Source organism: Rhizobium sp. SRDI943, from assembly GCF_057653695.1.
In genome coordinates this window covers 223517-241065 of the sequence record NZ_JBYGKN010000002.1, presented here as the reverse complement: position 1 = coordinate 241065, position 17549 = coordinate 223517, and the positions used below count along the sequence as shown (strand labels likewise).

The window sequence follows — 17549 nt, the reverse complement described above, 5'->3', positions numbered from 1 at the left end:
CCATGCAGTTCGATACGCCAGCGACAACCAACCCGATCGATAATCTGAAGGTGGTCGGTCAGCCGATCCATCGGATCGACGGCCAGCTCAAGACGACCGGCCGCGCGATGTACGCCTATGAGTGGCACGATCCGAATATGTCCTACGCCTACGGCTATCCCATCGGTGCGGCCATCGCCAAGGGCCGCATCACGTCCATGGACGTGTCCGCCGCCAAGAGGGCTCCGGGTGTGCTTGCCGTCGTGACGACGCTCGACATCGGCGAGCGGAAGAAGGGCAAGTTCAACACCGCCAAGCTTTTTGGCGGCGACGAGATTCAGCACTATCACCAGGCAATTGCGGTCATCGTCGCCGAGACCTTTGAGCAGGCACGCGCCGCAGCCTCCCTGGTCAAGGTCGACTATGCCGAGGAGAAGGGTGTGTTCGATCTCGGCATGGCAAAGGATTCAGCCGTCAAGCCGGATGAATCGCAGCAGCCCGATACAGCGGTCGGCGACTTCGAGGCGGCCTTCAGGTCAGCTCCCGTCACTGTTGACGCATCTTACACGACGCCCGACCAGTCACATGCGATGATGGAGCCGCACGCATCGATCGCAGCCTGGAACGGCGAAGAGGTGACCGTCTGGACCTCCAGCCAGATGATCGACTGGTGGCGCTCCGACCTTGCGACGACGCTCGACATCGACAAGGAGAAGATCCACCTCATGTCGCCCTTCATCGGCGGCGGCTTCGGCGGCAAGCTGTTCCTGCGGGCGGATGCCGTGCTGGCCGTTGTCGGCGCGCGTGCGGCAAAGCGGCCCGTCAAGGTCGCCTTGCCCCGGCCCTTCCTGATGAACAACACCACCCATCGGCCGGCGACGATCCAGCGGATCCGCATTGGAACCGAGCGTGACGGCAAGATCACCGCCATAGCGCACGAAAGCTGGTCGGGCGACCAACCCGGCGGCCAGCTTGAGACCGCTGTCAATCAGACCCGTCTTCTCTATGCAGGGGCGAACCGGATGACCGCGATGCGGCTGGCGACACTCGACCTCCCGGAGGGCAACGCCATGCGCGCTCCGGGCGAAGCCCCCGGATTGATGGCGCTCGAAATCGCCATCGACGAGATTGCCGAAAAAGTTGGGATCGATCCTGTGCAGTTTCGGATCGTCAACGACACGCAGGTCGATCCGGAAAAGCCGCAGCGGCCTTTTTCCCAGCGCAATCTCATCGGCTGCCTCACGCTCGGTGCGGAGCGGTTTGGCTGGAGTAACCGGGGGAAGCCCGGTTCCAGGCGTGACGGCAACTGGCTGGTCGGCATGGGCGTTGCCGCCGCCTTCCGCAACAACCTCGCCCTTCCTTCAGGAGCAAGGGTAGAGCTTGACCGGGAAGGCGTCGTGACTGTCGAAACCGACATGACCGACATCGGGACCGGCAGCTACACGATCATCGCCCAGACTGCCGCCGAGATGATGGGGGTTGCGATCGACAAGGTCGCCGTCCAACTTGGCGACTCGCGTTTTCCGGTTTCTGCTGGTTCCGGCGGACAGTTCGGTGCGAATTCCTCCACGTCCGGCGTCTACGCAGCCTGTGTCAAGCTGCGTGAGGCAATCGCCAAGAAGCTCGGCTTCAACTCCGAAGACGTCATCTTCGAGAATGGCGCGGTCCGCTCGGGCAATCGTTCGGTGCCTCTTGCCGAAGCCGCCGGTCCGGAGGGTCTTGTCGGCGAGGACACCATCAAGTGGGGAGAGCTTACCGAGACGCATCAGCAATCGACATTCGGCGCACACTTCGTGGAGGTTGGCGTCGACATTGCTACGGGAGAAAGCCGTATTCGCAGGATGCTCGCAGTCTGCGCGGCGGGCCGCATCCTCAACCCGATCACCGCCCGCAGCCAGGTCATCGGCGCGATGACGATGGGGGCCGGCGGCGCACTGTCCGAGGAATTGGCGGTCGACACCCGCCGCGGCTTCTTCGTCAACCACGATCTCGCCAGCTACGAAGTGGCGGTGCATGCCGACATTCCGCACCAGGAGGTAATCTTCATGGACGAGACCGATCCGATGTCCTCGCCGATGAAGGCCAAGGGCGTCGGCGAGCTTGGCCTTTGCGGCGTCGCGGCAGCAATCGCCAACGCCGTCTATAACGCGACCGGCGTCAGGGTTCGGCACTATCCGCTGACGCTTGACAAGCTTATCGGCGGCTTGCCGGACGTGGCCTGATTATTTCGGCGGCGGTCTCGAAAGCGGACCGCCGCCAATTCCTGTAGGATTTCCGATGGATCAGACACTTGCGCCCATCACGGCGCCAATTCCCGTCAGGGCCTCGTCCACCGACGATCCGTCGGACCTGCTTCGCTTCGCGATAGACGCCCATGGTCTTGGCGTGGCGGCGCTCGCCACTCTCGTTGACATCCGGGGCGGGGCCGCGCGGGCGCTCGGCGCTCATATGGCGGTTGCCGCAGACGGGCGGTTCTGCGGCTATGTCTCCGGCGGATGTGTCGAAGCCGCCGTCGCTTCCGAAGCGCTTCTGGCAATGGCGGAAGGACGGGACCGCACGGTCAAATTCGGCGACGGCTCTCCCTTCTTCGACATTGTCCTTCCCTGCGGCGGCGGGATCACCGTCGCAATCCATGTCCTCAAAGATGTCAGCGCTTTGCGGGAGGTTCTCGATCGTCTCGAACGGCGGCAGGCAGCCGGTCTTGCCTATTCGCCAGAACGTCAGACGCTCGAAGCGGTAGACCCACTGTCACGGGCGTGCTGGCTCGAGCGAGATTTCCTGAGCGTCTACCGTCCCCGCACCCGCGTCGTCCTTTCCGGGCAGACGATCGAAGCGCAGGCCGTCGCACGACTGGCCGAGGCTTCCGGCTACGACGTGATCGTCAGAGGACAGGGCGAGGGGGGCAGGGTTGCGGCCGACATCATCGACCCCTTCACGGCCGTTGTGCTCCTGCATCATGACCTCGACGCCGAAGCCGCCATTCTCGAGACCGCGCTTCACTCGCCCGCCTTTTATATCGGCGCGCTCGGCAGTAGCCGCACGCATCATCGGCGTGTCGTGCGGTTGACAACCATGGCTTTCGGAAAGGATGACATCGGTCGCATCAAAGCGCCCATCGGGATGTTCGGCCCGACGCGAGATGCAACCTCGCTCGCCCTGTCGGTTCTGGCTGACATCGCTGCGGCAAGACTGGTGGCTTATGCGTAAGGCGTCAGTCGCGATCGTCATTCTTGCTGCCGGCAAGGCAAGCCGGATGGGTGAGGGCGGGAAGCACAAGCTGCTGGCCGAGTTCGATGGCGTGCCGCTCGTGCGGCGGTCAACATTGACCGCGCTCGGTACGGATGCAGCCTCCGTTATCGTCGTCACAGGTCATTGCCGGAGCGAGATCGAGGCCGCGCTCGATGGGCTCGCTCTGACTTTCGTCGATAATCCCGATTACGCCAGCGGCATGGCGAGCTCGCTCATGGCAGGATTCTCATCGAGGGGCGCTGACAGCGCCGACGGCATTCTCGTCATGCTCGCCGATATGCCCGGCATTTCCACGACGCATCTCGATGCCCTTATTTCCGCCTTTCGCAATGTGGGCGGCGACGCCGTCGTGCGCGCGGTCTCGCGAGGGAAACCGGGCAACCCCGTTATCCTGCCACGTTCTCTCAATCAGGCAGTCCTGAGACTTGAAGGCGATGTCGGCGCGCGCGATATCATCGCCACATCAGGATTGCCTGTGCTTGATGTCGATGTTGGCGACGCAGCCTTGCTCGATGTCGATACGCCGGACGAGGTATTGGCAGCGGGCGGCGCATTGAACTGACCCGCGGAAAATACAATGGGATGAGGATGATTTGATGAAACGGTTCGAGCTCGATTCTCCGCGGCTTTGAATTCGCCACTCTCAGCCGCGGATATGCCAAGCCGTCATTCTGCAGCCGATGGATCAGCGCACCGGTCTGAATGCCTCTCGCAGTTCCTCAGCGAAAAGCTGGGGCTGTTCCCAAGCGGCGAAGTGACCGCCCATATCGACACGGTGGTAGTAATGCAGCGTGGGATAGGCCTGCTTGCTCCAACTCTCCGGCGCCTGGTAGATCTCCTTTGGGAATACGCTGATTGCCACCGGGATCTTGATCTCTTTGGTCTTCTGGGCGTCTGAGCTGAAGTTGTTGTTGTTGTTTTCCCAATAGAACCGCGACGAGGATGCCCCAGTGTTGGTCAGCCAGTACAATGTGATGTCATTCAGCATTTCGTCCTTGGAAAAAACGCGCTCGGGAATGCCCTCGCTATCGCTCCACTGCGCAAATTTTTCGTAGATCCAGGCAGCCAGGCCCGACGGCGAGTCGGAAAGCGAGTAGCCGATCGTCTGCGGACGCGTCACCATCACGGCCCCATAGGCGGCATTCCGGCCAAAAAAGGTGCTCAGGGATTCATAGGCATCCCGCTCGGGCGCCGACAGCCCTGCGGGAGCCGGGTCTCCACTGTTGATCGCCTTGGTGAGATTGCCCGGAACGGTCGCCGGCATGTTGAGATGGATACCAAGCAAACCCTTCGGTGCCTGGCGCGCCAGCGCGTCGGAGATAACGGAACCATGGTCGCCACCCTGGGAAACGTAGTGCGCGTAGCCGAGCCGCTTCATCAGGATGTCCCATGCCCGCGCAACGCGGTCGGGGCCCCAGCCAAGCTCCGTCGGCTTACCCGAAAAGCCGTAGCCGGGGATCGAAGGGATGACGACATCAAATGCGTCCTCCTCTTTACCGCCATAGGCAGTCGGATCGGTAAGAGGGCCGATCGCCTTGATGAACTCGAAGGTCGAACCCGGCCAACCATGGGTCAAAATGACCGGAAGGGCGTTGGGATGACGCGATCGCACATGGATGAACTGGATATCGACGCCGTCGATCGTCGTGATGAATTCCGGAAGTGCATTGAGCTCCGCCTCGGCTTTGCGCCAATCGTAATCAGTGCCCCAGTAACGGACCAGATCCTGGACGCGCGAAAGCTGGATGCCTTGCGAGGTGTCGCTCACGGTCTCCTTGTCTGGCCAACGCGTTTCGGCAACGCGCTTGCGCAGATCGTCAAGCTGTGACTGCGGAACGTGGATCTGGAACGGGCGGATCGTTTCGTCGGCCTCGATCGGCGTCGCCGGCCCGTCCGATGTGACGTCGGCGGCACTCGCCGGCACAAGGTAACCGGCTGGGAACAGCAACATCGGTCCAACCGCCATCACCATTGCTCCGCGGGCAAGCCGGCGCCAGGCGAAAATATTGTCAAACTTCTTCATGTGGCACTCCATGTTCTTGTCGCCCAGGGCGACATTTCGTGACGGAGTGATGTCTGACGGGTCTGGGTATCTGGCATGTTTCAGGAAATGCCAAAAACGTATCAGAGTGTGGAGCGGTGGCTACACAGCGGCAGGAACGCGATCGTCAAGGGAACGACCCAGGCCCGATGGCGCCTGAATAGAAAATCAAACACCTCCTTGCTGCCTGCGGAGGCTGCCCAACATAGCCTTGAATCCCGCGACCGCCCGCTTCGAAACCGCCTCCGGATTCTCCGCATTGGCGATCCACAGCGCCATATGGCTGCTAGCGCCATTGATGAGGCGAGCGGCGGTTTCGGTGTCGATATCGATGATCTCGCCATCGGCCTTGAGACGGTCGAGGCTGCGGGAGAGGGCGGCGATGCAGCCGGGGGTGTTCTGCCATTGCGAGATATCGCCGAGCACAGCCGGGCCATCGCGAAACATGATACGCTGGATTTCAGGCTCAAGCGCCATTTCGATATAGGCGGAGCACTCGTCGACAAATCCCTGCCAGCGCGTGGGAGCGGCGGCCGAGACCTCGTTCAGCCGGTCCGTCATTTCTGCATCGATTTCGATGATGACGGCCTGGAGCAGGCCCGTCTTGTCACCGAAGTGGTGATAGAGGGCGCCGCGCGTCAGTCCCGCTTCGCCGGTGAAATCGTCCATCGAGGCTTCCGCGTAGCCGATCGTGCCAAAGGCACGCCGCCCGGCTGCGATCAGTTTGCCGCGGGTCTCTGCGATCATCTCCTGGCGCGGTTTGCGCATCTCTTCTCCATTGGCATACGCCGCGTATCTTTTTCATTGACATACGGAACGTATGCATTATCTAAAACACATACGCTCCGTATATAAGCGTTCTATCCGATATCTGGAAGGATCGTCCCATGTCAAATCCGTATAAACAAATATTCGCGGCACCTGGGGCCAAGGGCTTCTCCGCAGCCGGCTTTTTCGCACGCCTTCCTATCGCCATGGCGCCGATTGGCATCGTCGCCATGCTTTCCCAGGCACGTGGCGAATATTGGCTGGCAGGCGCCGTGTCGGCGACCTATGCGCTCACCAATGCTGTGATTTCACCGCAGATTTCGCGAGCGGTCGACCGACTGGGCCAGACGGCAGTCGTCGTTCCAACAACCATGGTATCGGTGATGGCGTTCATCGCGCTGATCACCGCGGCCAATCAGAACTGGCCGGTGTGGACGCTATTTGCCTCTGCCTTCCTCGCGGCGGCCATGCCAAGCATTCCGGCGCTGATGCGGGCGCGCTGGACGGAACTCTTTCGCAACCGGCCCGAACTCAACACCGCCTTCGCGTTCGAAAGTGCCGCGGACGAACTGGTCTACATCGCCGGCGCCTCGCTGTCGGTCGGGCTGGCCGTCGCCCTATTCCCGGAGGCCGGCATGATAGTGAGCACAGCTTTTCTGGCGCTCGGAACGGCCGCCTTCATCGTGCAGCGCGGCACCGAGCCGAAGGTGCGTCATGTCGCCGGCGCGGCTTCGGTTGGCTCTGCGATCCGCCAGCGCCCGGTGCAGATCATCACACTCGCGCTGATCTTCGTCGGCGCGATCTTCGCAACCGCTGAAGTGAGTGTTGTCGCCATCACCAAGGAGCTTGGTCAGCCGAATGCCGCAAGCCTGGTCATCGGTGTCTATGCCCTCGGTTCCTTCCTAGTGGGTTTGACCCTCGGCGCGCTAAATATCCGCATCCCCTTGCACCGTCAGTTGTTGATCGCTGTTGCGATCCTCGCCCTGACCTCGCTGCCGCTGCTCGTCGCCGGCAGTTCGGTAACCCTGCTTGCTGTGGCCGTCTTCGTCAGTGGCATCGCAATCTCGCCGACCTTTATTACGGCCTTCGGACTGATTGAGCGTCGCGTGCCGGAATCGGTGCTGACGGAAGGCGTCACCTGGGTAATGACCGGCATCGGCATCGGCATGGCGCTCGGCGCTTTCGTCTCCGGCTGGGTCGTCGACAGCTACGGTCCCCAGAGCGGATTCTGGGTGTCTGCAGCCGCCGGGGCCGCAACCGTCCTTATCATTGCGCTCGGTCAGCGCACCCTCTCGGGAGAGTGCAACGGCGGGGAAGATTGCGCGATGCTGGAACCGGCGCAGTAGTAGGCGGGCGGTAGGCAGGAGCGACGCAGGAGGGTTCACCGCCAACGGTTCTAAACCGTTCAAGGTGAAGGCAGTGGGTCAACCCACTTTTCGGGAGAACTCACGAGCTAAGTCGAGGAATGCTCGGACGCCAGCCGATAGATTTCGGCGTCCAGGATAGTATAGACATAGCCCTGGATACGGCGGCGTCCAATCTTTCAAAACGCGCACAACGCGCCCCGCCTCTATGTCCGAGAGAATGTCCTGTTCAAAGAGATAGCCCACGCCGGCGCTTTCGATCACAGCAGTCCGCGTAAGACTGGTCTCGTCGAGTGCGATTGGCCCCCGCACGTCGATCTGCAACGACTCGCCGTCCTTTTCGAACCGCCATCGAAACAAGGAGCCGTCTGGCAGGCGAACACGAATGCACCTGTGACTGAGAAGATCCGGAGGCACCGTGGGCTTACCATGTTTCTCGAAATACTCGGGCGACCCAACCACTGCGTGTCGCTGAGGCCGGCCGAGCGAAACGGCAATCATGTCGCTGGGAACGAGGCCTTCTACCCTGACGCCCAGATCGAACCCGTCCTTGACGATATCGACCATTTTACCCTCGGTAACGATATCGACATTCATGTCGGGATAGCGGCGCAGGAACTCCAGCACGAGCGGTGAGACGATGGCGCGCGCCGCAAATGGCGCTGCGTTGATCCGTATCGTACCGGAAGGAGTCTCGCGGTGGGAGCGTACCAGATCCAGAGCAGCATGGAGATCCTGAAGCGTGGGCCCAACCTGCTGCACAAACAACCGGCCGGCATCCGTCAGCGACACACTGCGGGTGGTGCGGTTAAACAACCGCACGCCAAGTCCCGCCTCGAGCCTGCTTATCGTATGGCTCAACGCGGTCGTGGACATACCGAGATCAATGGCCGCTGCTCGAAAAGTCCCGCGCCTGGCAATTGCAATGGCCGCTTCAAGTTCCTTCAGGCTGGATAGCTCCATCGTCCCGATCTGTTCATCATCGCATGCCGGTTTATCCCACTTATTTACGCAATGGTCGAGGGATAAGTATCGGTTAGATTATGAGGAGAACACAATGGACATGCCCGGTATCATAAACACGTACTTTGAAGCAGACCGTCGCAATGACGCGGATGCGCTGCTGGACACCTTTGCGATCGAAGCCGTCGTCGAAGACGAAGGAGCGCACCATCAAGGCGTCGCCGCAATCCGCGAGTGGTGGGTGGCGGCGAAGAAGGCCACCCAATACCGTGCAGAACCCGTGGAATCCGCGATTGACGGCAACAAAGCAATCGTCCGAGCAAGGGTGAGCGGCCAGTTTCCCGGTAGCCCGGTGATGCTCACCCACGGCTTCACCCTCAAGGACGACAGGATCGTCTGGCTGGAGATCCGGTCATGACCGACTTTCTCAACCTGAGGGGCAAACGCGCACTCATTACCGCTGGAACAAAAGGTACCGGCGCTGCAACCGTCAGCCTGTTTCGGGAGCTAGGCGCAAAGGTGCTGACGACAGCGCGGGGCCGTCCGGAAAGCCTGTCGGAAGAAATGTTCGTCGAGGCGGACCTGACCACGGAAGAGGGATGTGCAATCGTCGCAGAGGCCACGCGGCGGCGCCTTGGCGGCGTCGACGTCATCGTCCATATGCTCGGTGGCTCTTCAGCGGCCGGAGGTGGATTTTCTGCACTGTCGGAAGACGACTGGCATAAGGAGCTGTCGCTCAACCTTTTTCCAGCCGTTCGCCTGGATCGGCAACTGGTTCCGGGCATGGTCGCTCAAGGAAACGGTGTGGTGGTGCATGTGACATCCATCCAGAGAGTCCTGCCGCTTCCAGAATCGACGACCGCCTATGCTGCAGCCAAGGCAGCACTTTCCACTTACAGCAAGGCGATGTCGAAGGAAGTTTCGCCCAAAGGTGTTCGTGTCGTTCGGGTGTCGCCGGGCTGGATCGAAACGGAAGCTTCGGTCCACCTTGCAGAGCGCCTGGCGAAGCAGGCCGGAACTGACCTTGAGGGGGGCAAAAAGATCATCATGGACGGGCTGGGCGGCATTCCGCTGGGGCGTCCGGCAAAGCCGGAAGAGGTCGCAAACCTGATTGCCTTCCTCGCTTCGGACCGGGCTGCATCAATCACTGGTACCGAATATACGATCGATGGAGGGACAGTGCCAACAGCCTAGGCGCCGACAGAGGGGCATCGATCGCTGAACTGCGGATCCGAGATGGCAAGCGGGAATCCGTGTTCGGATCCTATGTCCGTCCGCTCATGTCGCGGCCGAACCTGACGGTGCTGACCGATGCCCTGGTCACGCGTCTCATCTTCGATGGCAAGCGGGTGATTGGTGTCGAGGTTCTTGTCGATGGTCAGCGACGTCAGTTCACGGCGCGTTGCGAGACGGTGCTGTCGCTTGGCGCGATCAACACGCCGAAAGTCTTGATGCAGTCGGGTATAGGCCCGGAAGATGAGTTACAAGCTCATGGCATTCCTGTCGTTCAGCACTTACCTGGTGTTGGTCGCAATCATCAGGATCACCTCGCATTCGGCTGCACCTGGGCATATCGAAAGCCTGAAACCATCGGTGGTAGCGGCTGCGAAGCAAAACTATATTGGAAAAGCGACTCGCGTCTTGCCCAGCCGGACATTCTTCAGTGCCAGTTGGAGTTCGCCGTGCCTTCGCCGATCGAGACGGGTCTCCAAACGCCCGAACATGGCTGGACAATGTTTAGCGGTCTCGCCCAACCGCAAAGCCGTGGTCGACTACGGCTCTCCGGCCCGGATACAAATGACCCCATCCTAATCGAACCCAACTCTTTGAGTGAACCAGAAGACATGGCTGCTGCCCTGGTCGCGGTGGAGCTATGCCGGGAACTGGGAAACAGCGAAGCGTTTACGCCGCTGGTGACGGGAGAGACAGCGCCAGGCGCGCGCGATCGATCGGGAATGATTGACTTCATCCGCAGATCGGCCGTCACCTACTGGCATCAATCCTGCACAGCCAAGATGGGACGCGACAGCATGTCGGTGGTCGATAACGAGCTCAAAGTGTACGGTATTGATGGCCTTCGCATCGCAGACTCCTCGATCATGCCTCGCATCACCACCGGCAACACGATGGCGCCTTGTGTTGTCATCGGAGAGCGGGCGGCCGATCTGATCCGGGAAATGCATGGCCTTACGAGCGGAGGGTTCAATCAGCCCATATGATGAAGAGATTTATGTGCACTCGGCGGCCAGCATACGGGGCGGGCCGCCGAGCTTTTTGTAGCAACGGTTTGTATTGCGACCTCACGGCACCTGAGCCCCACTCACCGCCACATAAACCGAATAAACCGACCGCGTCGCCGCAATAAACAAACGGTTGCGTTGAGGCCCGCCGAAGGTGAGGTTGGCGACGGTCTGCGGTACCCGGATCTTGCCGATCAGTGTACCCGCCGGGTCGAAGCAGTGCACGCCATCGGCCGCACTCGACCAAAGGTTCCCGTTCACGTCCGTGCGGATGCCGTCAGGAATGCCGTTGTCGATCAGGCAGAAGACGCGGCCGTTTGCCAGCCTGATGCCGTCGATCACGTCGAAAGCGCGGATGTGGCGCGGCAGGCTTTCGTCATGGCTGGCGGCCGAATCCGCCACATAGAGGATTGTCTCGTCGGGCGAGAAGGCGAGGCCGTTCGGCTGAATGAAATCCGTGACGACTGCGGAAAGCGCCCCGGTCGTCGGATCGAGCCGGTAGACGTTGCGGGTAGCTTGCTCCGGCTCGGCGCGATAACCTTCATAGTCCGACATGATACCGTAGGTTGGGTCGGTGAACCAGATCGAGCCGTCTGATTTCACCACCACATCGTTCGGCGAATTGAGCCGGGCGCCCTCGAAACGGTCGGCAAGGACGGTGATCGAGCCGTCGATCTCGGTGCGGGTGACACGGCGCGCGCCATGTTCGCAGGAGATCAACCGTCCCAGCCTGTCGCGCGTATGGCCGTTGGTGAAGTTGGAGGGTTGGCGATAGACGGAGACGCCGCTCTCGGGCGTCCAACGCAGCATGCGCTGGTTGGGAATGTCGCTCCACAGCAGCTGGTTCGCATCGTTGAACCAGACGGGACCCTCCGCCCAGCGGCAGCCGGAATAGAGTTCGTCCAGACCGGCACTGGTCACGATCATCTGCCGGAAGCGCGGGTCGTGGATTTCGTAAATGCTGGCCTCGGCCATGGCGGTTTTCCCGTTTATCGCATGCCGGCCCGGCGACCGCCGGCGAGCATGATAACGCTGATGATGATAAGGCCGGTCATGATCAGGCGGATGCCCGCGCCGAACCCATAAGTATTGAGCATGGAGACGACCAGGAACATGAAGAGCGATGCGCCCCAGATGCCCGGTACGTTGGAATCGCCGCCGGCAACCGCCGTGCCGCCGATCACGACGACGGCGATCGACATCAGCAGATATTCCGTGCCCATGTTGAGCGCCGCGCCGCCGGAGAAACAGGCGAGCAGATAGCCTGCGACCGATGCGAGAACCGCACAGAAAAGGTAGGTGACGAGACGCGTGCCATCGACCGGTATGCCGGCCATGCGCGCTGCCGGCATGCTCTGCCCGATCGCCGAGATCCAGCGTCCGTAGATCGTCTTCTCGAGCAGGAACCAGGCCAGCAGCGAGATCAGGAATGCGACGATCGCCACATTCGGCACGCCGAGCGTGTTCGACGTGGTGAACTCCGCCAGCACGCTCGGCGGCTTGATGCGCAATCCGCGGTTCGTCCAGATCGCTGCGGACTGGACGATGAAGCTCATGGAAAGCGTGGCGATGATCGGCGGAATGCGCAGCGCCTTGATGAGCGCATAATTGCCGAGGCCGACGACAAGGCCGATGACGATGGCGACGAGAAGCCCGGGCAGGATCATGCCGTTTTCGACATTCATCAGCTTCAGCGCAACCGTGCCGGCAAGCGTCATGGTGGCGGGAACCGAGAGATCGATGTTGCCGGGGCCGAGCGTGATGACGAACATCTGGCCGATGCCGACGATGACCGAGAAAGCCGCGAAGGTGAGTGCTGCCTGCGACAGGCCAAGCGTGCTGGCGCCGAACGTCACCATGATCGTCAGGAACCAGACGACAAAGGCGGCAAGCCACGACCAGATCCAGGGTTTGCGGAACAGGCGCAGGAGCGGGGTCATCGGCGTTTCTCCCGCTTCTCCAGGCGGTTCAGCATCAGCCGAAGTGCCAGCACGATGATCAGGATCGCGCCCTGAGCCCCGATCTGCCAGTCCGGCGAAATGCGCAGGAAGGACAGGAACGAGCCGGCAAGAGTCAGTGTCAGCGCGCCGATGACGGCGCCGATCGGGGAAACGCGGCCGCCGATGAACTCGCCGCCGCCGAGGATCACGCCGGCGATCGACAGCAGCGTGTAGCGCAACGCGATATTGGCATCAGCCGAGGTCGTCAGGCCGACGAGGGCGATGCCGGCGAGCACCGCAAAGAGGCCGGCAAGACCATAGGCGGCAGCGCGCGCCCCGACAATCGACCAGCCGGCGCGCTCGACCGAACGCTGGTTACCGCCAATGCCGCGCATCAGCACGCCGAGCGACGACCGCATGACGAGAAGGTGGGCGACCAAGGCGATGACGATGCTGGCGACGATCGCCATCGGCGCCAGCGGCGGCTTGACGGTCATCAGCCAGCGCACCCAGTCCGGCGCCTGTCCGCCCGGTGCCGGCAGCAGCAGGACGGCAAGGCCACCCCAGACGAAGCTCATGCCAAGGGTCACGACAATGGACGGCAGGTTGCGTAGATAGATGACGACGCCGAGGCCCGCATAGGTTGCGATCGCGCCGGCCAGGATCAGCACGCCGATCACCGGGGCATCCCGCAGAAAGGTCGCGGTGACGCAGGCGACGAAGCTGACGAAGGCGCCCATCGAGAGATCGAGATCGTTGACCGCCATCACGATCATCTGGGCGATCGTCGCAAGCGCGATCGGCACAGCCAGGTTGAACAGCAGGTTGAGCCCGACATAGCTCATGGCGCGCGGCTGCAGCCAGAAGACGGCGGCGAGCAGCAGCGTCAGCGATAGGGCGGGAATGGCTAGACGCAGGGCGTCGGACGACAGCCGGAACGTCATGCGGCGACCCCTTCGAAGGAGGCGGCGATGATGTTCTTCTCGTTGACCGCGTCGCCGGCGAGTTCGGCCGTGATGCGGCCTTCGCGGAAGACGTAGACGCGGTCGCAGAGGCGAACCTCGTCCATCTCGGTCGAGTACCAGATGAAGGTGCGGCCGCGCGCCGCTTCCTCGCGGATGATCGCGTAGACCTCCTGCTTGGTGCCGACGTCGACACCGCGCATCGGATCGTCCATCAGGACGACAGGTGCGCGCGTTGCAAGCGCGCGGGCAAAGAGCACCTTCTGCTGGTTGCCGCCCGAAAGCGACAGGATGCGGTTGTCCATATGGGGCGTGCGGATCTCGATCCGCCGCTTCCAGTCGGCGCCCTTCGCCTCTTCTTCGCCCGCGAGGATGAGGCCGCGCCGGGAGAGGTCACCGAGCGAGGCGATGGAGAAGTTGCGCAGGATGCTCCAGAGTTCGAAGACGCCGTTTAGGCGGCGGTCGCCGGCAACGAAGGTGACGAGCGGATCGCGCTGGGGCAGCCAGTTGCTCGACTGGGCGGCATGCAGGGCAAGCAGGAGCTCGGTCTGCCCATGGCCGGCCAGACCCGCCAGTCCGATGATCTCGCCCTTGCGGGCCGCAAAGGGAAGACCCTTCGCCTGATGGGACAGAACGAGCGGAGCGATGGATTGTTCGCGGGCCGAGCGCTTGGTTTCCTCCTTCGCAACAGTGCCCATTGCTTCGACGAGGCCGTGATGGTCGAAGCCCTGCGCCGGGCGCTCGGCGACGACGCGGCCGTCCTTCATGACGACGATGCGGTCGGAGGTTTCGAGGATCTCGTGCAGGATATGAGAGATGAAGATGACGGACCCGCCCGTGGCGATGAAGCGGCGGACATGGTCGAGCATCTGCCGGGCAAGGCTTGCATCGAGCGACGAGGTCGGTTCGTCGAGGATCACCAGACGCGGCGCAATGCCGGCGTCGGAAAAGGCCATTGATATCTCGACCATCTGCCGCTCGGCGATCGAAAGATCCCCCACGGCCCGGCTGCTGTCGATGCCATGGCCGGGAAAGACGGCGTCGAGGCTCGTTTCGATGATTTGTGCGGCGCGCCTTCGCCAGCCGAAGCCTCCGAGATGGCGATGCATGATGCGCGTGTTCTCGACGATCGAAAGGTTGGGGCAGAGCGAAAGCTCCTGGAAGACGCAGCGCACACCGCGGGCACGCGCAGCGTTGATGCCATAACGCTCCAGCCGTTCGCCGTCGCTTGCCACACCTCCTTCGTGCGGTGTGAGACCGCCGTTGATGACGCTGACGATGGTGGACTTGCCGGCGCCATTGTGTCCGACAAGCCCGACGCATTCGCCCGGCATGACGCGAAGGGTCACGCCATCGAGTGCCCTGACTGCGCCGAAACTCACCTTGGCGCCATCGACGGCGATCACCGCCTTCAAAACGTCATCCATGCTGCCCGCCATGCCTGCTTGAAAAAAAATGCCGCGCGACCTTCTGCGGATGCGCGGCAGTCGCCGGGAGAATTACTTTGCGGACTCGATGACCTTGATTGCGTCTGCCTGCGTGTATTCCACGTTGGCGACGCCGCCGGCCTGGGTATTGGCGAGGTTGGTTTCGAGATTGTCCTGGTCGATGCGCAGGAAGGGCACGACGAGGTCCTTCTTGACTTCCTTACCGTCGAGGATCTGCTGGGCCACCCAGAAAGCGAGTGTGGAGACGCCTGGCGCGATGGATACGGACATGGTCTCGTAGCTCTTCGCGTCCTTCTGCTCCTTCCACCACTTCAGTTCGTCCTCGCGGTTGCCCATGATAATGATCGGCATCTTCCGGTCGGTTGCGGCAATCGCCTGTGCGGCGCCATAGCCGTCACCGCCCTGCGTTACGACGCCGGCGATGTCGGGCAGGCTCGGCAGGATGCCGGCAACAGCCTTCTGCGCCACGTCTTGTGCCCAGTCGCCGTGAACGGAGCCAACAATCTTGAACTGCGGGAACTGCTTGACACCGTCGTGGATGCCCGCCGAGATTTCGTCGTCGACGAAGACACCGGCAAGGCCGCGGATCTCGAGCAGGTTGCCGCCGTCCGGAAGTTTCTTCGATAAGTACTCGACCTCACTGCGGCCCATTTCCTTGAAGTTGACGGCGATACGCCAGGCGCAGGGTTCGGTGACGATACCATCGAAGGACACGACGGTGATCCCGGCGTCGCAGGCTTCCTTGACCGCACCGTTCAGCGCCGTCGGCGAGGCGGCGTTCAGCACGATGGCGTCATAACCCTGCAGGATCATGTTCTGGATCTGCGCGGCCTGTTCCGTCGCCTGGTTCTCGGCGGTGGTGAAAGGGTCGGCTGCGGCAACGGTGCCGGCCTTCACGGCTTCGCCCGTCACCTTGCCCCAACTCGTCAGCATGGCCTGGCGCCACGAATTGCCGGCATAGTTGTTGGAAAGGGCGATTTTCTTGGCCGATGTCTCGGCAAAGGCGGAAACGGGCATCGCGGCGCAAGCAATAGCGGCCGATGCCAGAAGCATCTTACGGATTGTCATGTCTTCCTCCCTGATGATCGCGCTGGTCGGCGGATCGCTTCACTCCTGCCGGCCCAATTGGGTCCGAGTGAAAATTGTTCTTGCACTGAGCTTCCTCCTCTCAGTAAGGGCAGGATGCGGGAGATCGACCGGCCTGTACAGGGGCAAGGCGGCAATCCGTTTGCGGGATTTGCGCAACAAGCTGCGGGTTTACGCAAGACGGCGGCGCTTCCGCGGGCGCTTACTGCGAAGGGTCGCGGCGGGTTGAGGAGCCTGCTGCCGCCTCGGGGAGGAACTGACGATGCTGCATCTCGTACCCGCAGCCATGTTCGACCATTATCTCGGCATTTCCCGGCTGCTCGCGGGCCAGCTCGACTTCCGCTCGGCTATCCGTTCCGTCGCGGCCGAGGTCGCCCATATCATCCCGCACGACCACCTCGATGTCTGCGTGCTGCTTGAGGGCGGTAACTACCACACGGCCTACGAGACGGGCATCGAGACCGCCTGGGGCGGGCTTGCCGGTGCGCCTGTTGTCAACAGCCCCATCCGCGCGCTGCTCTGGGGCGAGGTGGATTTTCTGCTGGCGGACGACGCCATGACCGACCCTCGTTTCCACTTCGAGGGCGCGTTCAAGCGGCCGATCGTCGAACAGTCGCTGAGAAGCCGCTTGCATGTGCCGATGAAGGTGCAGGGCACGATCATCGCGGCGCTTTCCTGCTCGTCGCACCGGGCGGGCGTCTATACGATGGAGGATATCGAACGCGCCCGCATCATCGCCGACCTGCTGACGCCCTATTTCTTCGCGCTGCAGGCGGCCGAGCAGGCGCAACGCTCGGCCATTGTCGAGGCAGAGGCCCGCGCCCGCGAGGAGGGCTTGCGGCAAGGTGCACTGAAATTGACCGAAGCCCTGGAGCAGGAACGCCAGCGCATCGGCATGGACCTGCACGACCAGACGCTCGCCGACCTGACGCGGCTCGCCCGCCGGATCGATCGACTGTCGCGCCACGGCGAGGTGGCGCCCGAGACGCTGGAGCCGATCTCCCGTTCCCTGCAGCATTGCATGCAGGATCTGCGGCAGATCATCGAGCAGGCAAAACCCTCCGTGCTCCAGCTCTTCGGCCTCGCCCAAGCGATCGAACATCATCTGGACCGATCGACCCGCGACAGCGGATCGGGGATCGAATGGGGCCTTGTCGACGAGACGCACGGCGCACTGGAGCGACTGGAACCGACCGTCAGCGTCGCGCTGTTTCGGATTGCCCAGGAAGCGATCAACAATGCGGTGCGCCATGCCGCGCCCCTGGCCGTTATGGTGCGGCTTGAGGCCGACGAGGAGCGGCTGTCGATCGAAATCTCCGACGACGGGACCGGGCTCACCAAGGCGCGGGGACGGATCGGCGGCGGCATCGACAATATGAAGACCCGTGCGCGGCTGATTTCGGCGCGGTTCACGACCGGCCCCGGCCACAACAATCGCGGCACTGTGGTGCGCGTCGTGCTACCGCTCGTACCGAACCACCCGGCAATCGGGCCAAACTGAGGAGAAGG

Annotated in this window: 15 protein-coding genes and 1 pseudogene; 8 read left to right on the top strand and 8 right to left on the bottom strand. The window is 62.2% G+C overall.

Annotation, left to right across the window (positions count from 1 at the left end; all coding sequences use genetic code 11):
- Nucleotides 1-2: 2 nt before the first annotated feature.
- Genes paoC through AC245Y_RS25240 form a run of 3 tightly spaced genes read left to right on the top strand, consistent with a single transcriptional unit; the run spans nucleotide 3 to nucleotide 3790 of the window.
- Nucleotides 3-2201 (top strand): aldehyde oxidoreductase molybdenum-binding subunit PaoC, encoded by a 2199-nt coding sequence (gene paoC / locus AC245Y_RS25250; RefSeq protein ID WP_017996129.1) that lies wholly within the window; start codon nucleotides 3-5, stop codon nucleotides 2199-2201.
- Between the two features lie 55 nt (nucleotides 2202-2256).
- Nucleotides 2257-3186 (top strand): XdhC family protein, encoded by a 930-nt coding sequence (locus AC245Y_RS25245; RefSeq protein WP_017996130.1) that lies wholly within the window; start codon nucleotides 2257-2259, stop codon nucleotides 3184-3186.
- Entirely contained in the window at nucleotides 3179-3790 is a 612-nt protein-coding gene (locus tag AC245Y_RS25240; protein WP_017996131.1) for a nucleotidyltransferase family protein, read from the top strand. Before AC245Y_RS25245 ends, AC245Y_RS25240 begins: the two co-directional genes overlap by 8 nt.
- Before the next feature lie 123 nt (nucleotides 3791-3913).
- Here AC245Y_RS25240 and AC245Y_RS25235 read toward each other — a convergent pair whose 3' ends face one another.
- A complete protein-coding gene (locus AC245Y_RS25235) occupies nucleotides 3914-5251 on the bottom strand; it encodes an epoxide hydrolase family protein (protein ID WP_017996132.1) in 1338 nt (445 codons plus the stop codon).
- Between the two features lie 186 nt (nucleotides 5252-5437).
- Nucleotides 5438-6037, bottom strand: a complete 600-nt coding sequence (locus AC245Y_RS25230; RefSeq protein WP_012755140.1) for a TetR/AcrR family transcriptional regulator — start codon at nucleotides 6035-6037, stop codon at nucleotides 5438-5440.
- 119 nt (nucleotides 6038-6156) lie between these two features.
- Here AC245Y_RS25230 and AC245Y_RS25225 point away from each other — a divergent pair, with 119 nt between their 5' ends.
- Complete coding sequence (locus AC245Y_RS25225; RefSeq protein WP_017996133.1) at nucleotides 6157-7383, top strand: MFS transporter; 1227 nt, start codon at nucleotides 6157-6159, stop codon at nucleotides 7381-7383.
- Between the two features lie 78 nt (nucleotides 7384-7461).
- Here AC245Y_RS25225 and AC245Y_RS25220 read toward each other — a convergent pair whose 3' ends face one another.
- The gene (locus tag AC245Y_RS25220) at nucleotides 7462-8364 is read right to left on the bottom strand and encodes a LysR family transcriptional regulator (protein WP_017996134.1); all 903 of its coding nucleotides are present in this window, start codon (nucleotides 8362-8364) and stop codon (nucleotides 7462-7464) included.
- 94 nt (nucleotides 8365-8458) lie between these two features.
- Here AC245Y_RS25220 and AC245Y_RS25215 point away from each other — a divergent pair, with 94 nt between their 5' ends.
- The 3 genes and pseudogenes from AC245Y_RS25215 to AC245Y_RS25205 form a co-directional block, all read left to right on the top strand.
- Nucleotides 8459-8782: a nuclear transport factor 2 family protein gene (locus AC245Y_RS25215; protein ID WP_017996135.1), complete on the top strand. Its 324-nt coding sequence runs from the start codon at nucleotides 8459-8461 to the stop codon at nucleotides 8780-8782.
- Nucleotides 8779-9558, top strand: coding sequence for an SDR family oxidoreductase (locus AC245Y_RS25210; RefSeq protein ID WP_017996136.1), 780 nt, complete (start codon nucleotides 8779-8781; stop codon nucleotides 9556-9558). Before AC245Y_RS25215 ends, AC245Y_RS25210 begins: the two co-directional genes overlap by 4 nt.
- An 8-nt stretch (nucleotides 9559-9566) precedes the next feature.
- Nucleotides 9567-10583, top strand: a pseudogene (locus tag AC245Y_RS25205) (GMC family oxidoreductase); the annotation flags it as partial.
- A gap of 81 nt (nucleotides 10584-10664) precedes the next feature.
- Here AC245Y_RS25205 and AC245Y_RS25200 read toward each other — a convergent pair.
- The 5 genes from AC245Y_RS25200 to AC245Y_RS25180 form a co-directional block, all read right to left on the bottom strand.
- Complete coding sequence (locus AC245Y_RS25200; protein WP_017996138.1) at nucleotides 10665-11579, bottom strand: SMP-30/gluconolactonase/LRE family protein; 915 nt, start codon at nucleotides 11577-11579, stop codon at nucleotides 10665-10667.
- 14 nt (nucleotides 11580-11593) lie between these two features.
- Complete coding sequence (locus AC245Y_RS25195) at nucleotides 11594-12544, bottom strand: ABC transporter permease (RefSeq protein ID WP_017996139.1); 951 nt, start codon at nucleotides 12542-12544, stop codon at nucleotides 11594-11596.
- Entirely contained in the window at nucleotides 12541-13488 is a 948-nt protein-coding gene (locus AC245Y_RS25190) for an ABC transporter permease (protein WP_003550647.1), read from the bottom strand. Before AC245Y_RS25190 ends, AC245Y_RS25195 begins: the two co-directional genes overlap by 4 nt.
- Nucleotides 13485-14933 (bottom strand): sugar ABC transporter ATP-binding protein, encoded by a 1449-nt coding sequence (locus tag AC245Y_RS25185; RefSeq protein ID WP_032996975.1) that lies wholly within the window; start codon nucleotides 14931-14933, stop codon nucleotides 13485-13487. The genes AC245Y_RS25190 and AC245Y_RS25185 overlap by 4 nt, the downstream gene beginning before the upstream one ends.
- 72 nt (nucleotides 14934-15005) lie before the next feature.
- A complete protein-coding gene (locus AC245Y_RS25180; RefSeq protein ID WP_003562388.1) occupies nucleotides 15006-16022 on the bottom strand; it encodes an ABC transporter substrate-binding protein in 1017 nt (338 codons plus the stop codon).
- A gap of 280 nt (nucleotides 16023-16302) precedes the next feature.
- Here AC245Y_RS25180 and AC245Y_RS25175 point away from each other — a divergent pair, with 280 nt between their 5' ends.
- Nucleotides 16303-17541, top strand: a complete 1239-nt coding sequence (locus tag AC245Y_RS25175) for a GAF domain-containing sensor histidine kinase (protein ID WP_003562389.1) — start codon at nucleotides 16303-16305, stop codon at nucleotides 17539-17541.
- The last annotated feature ends 8 nt before the right edge of the window (nucleotides 17542-17549 follow it).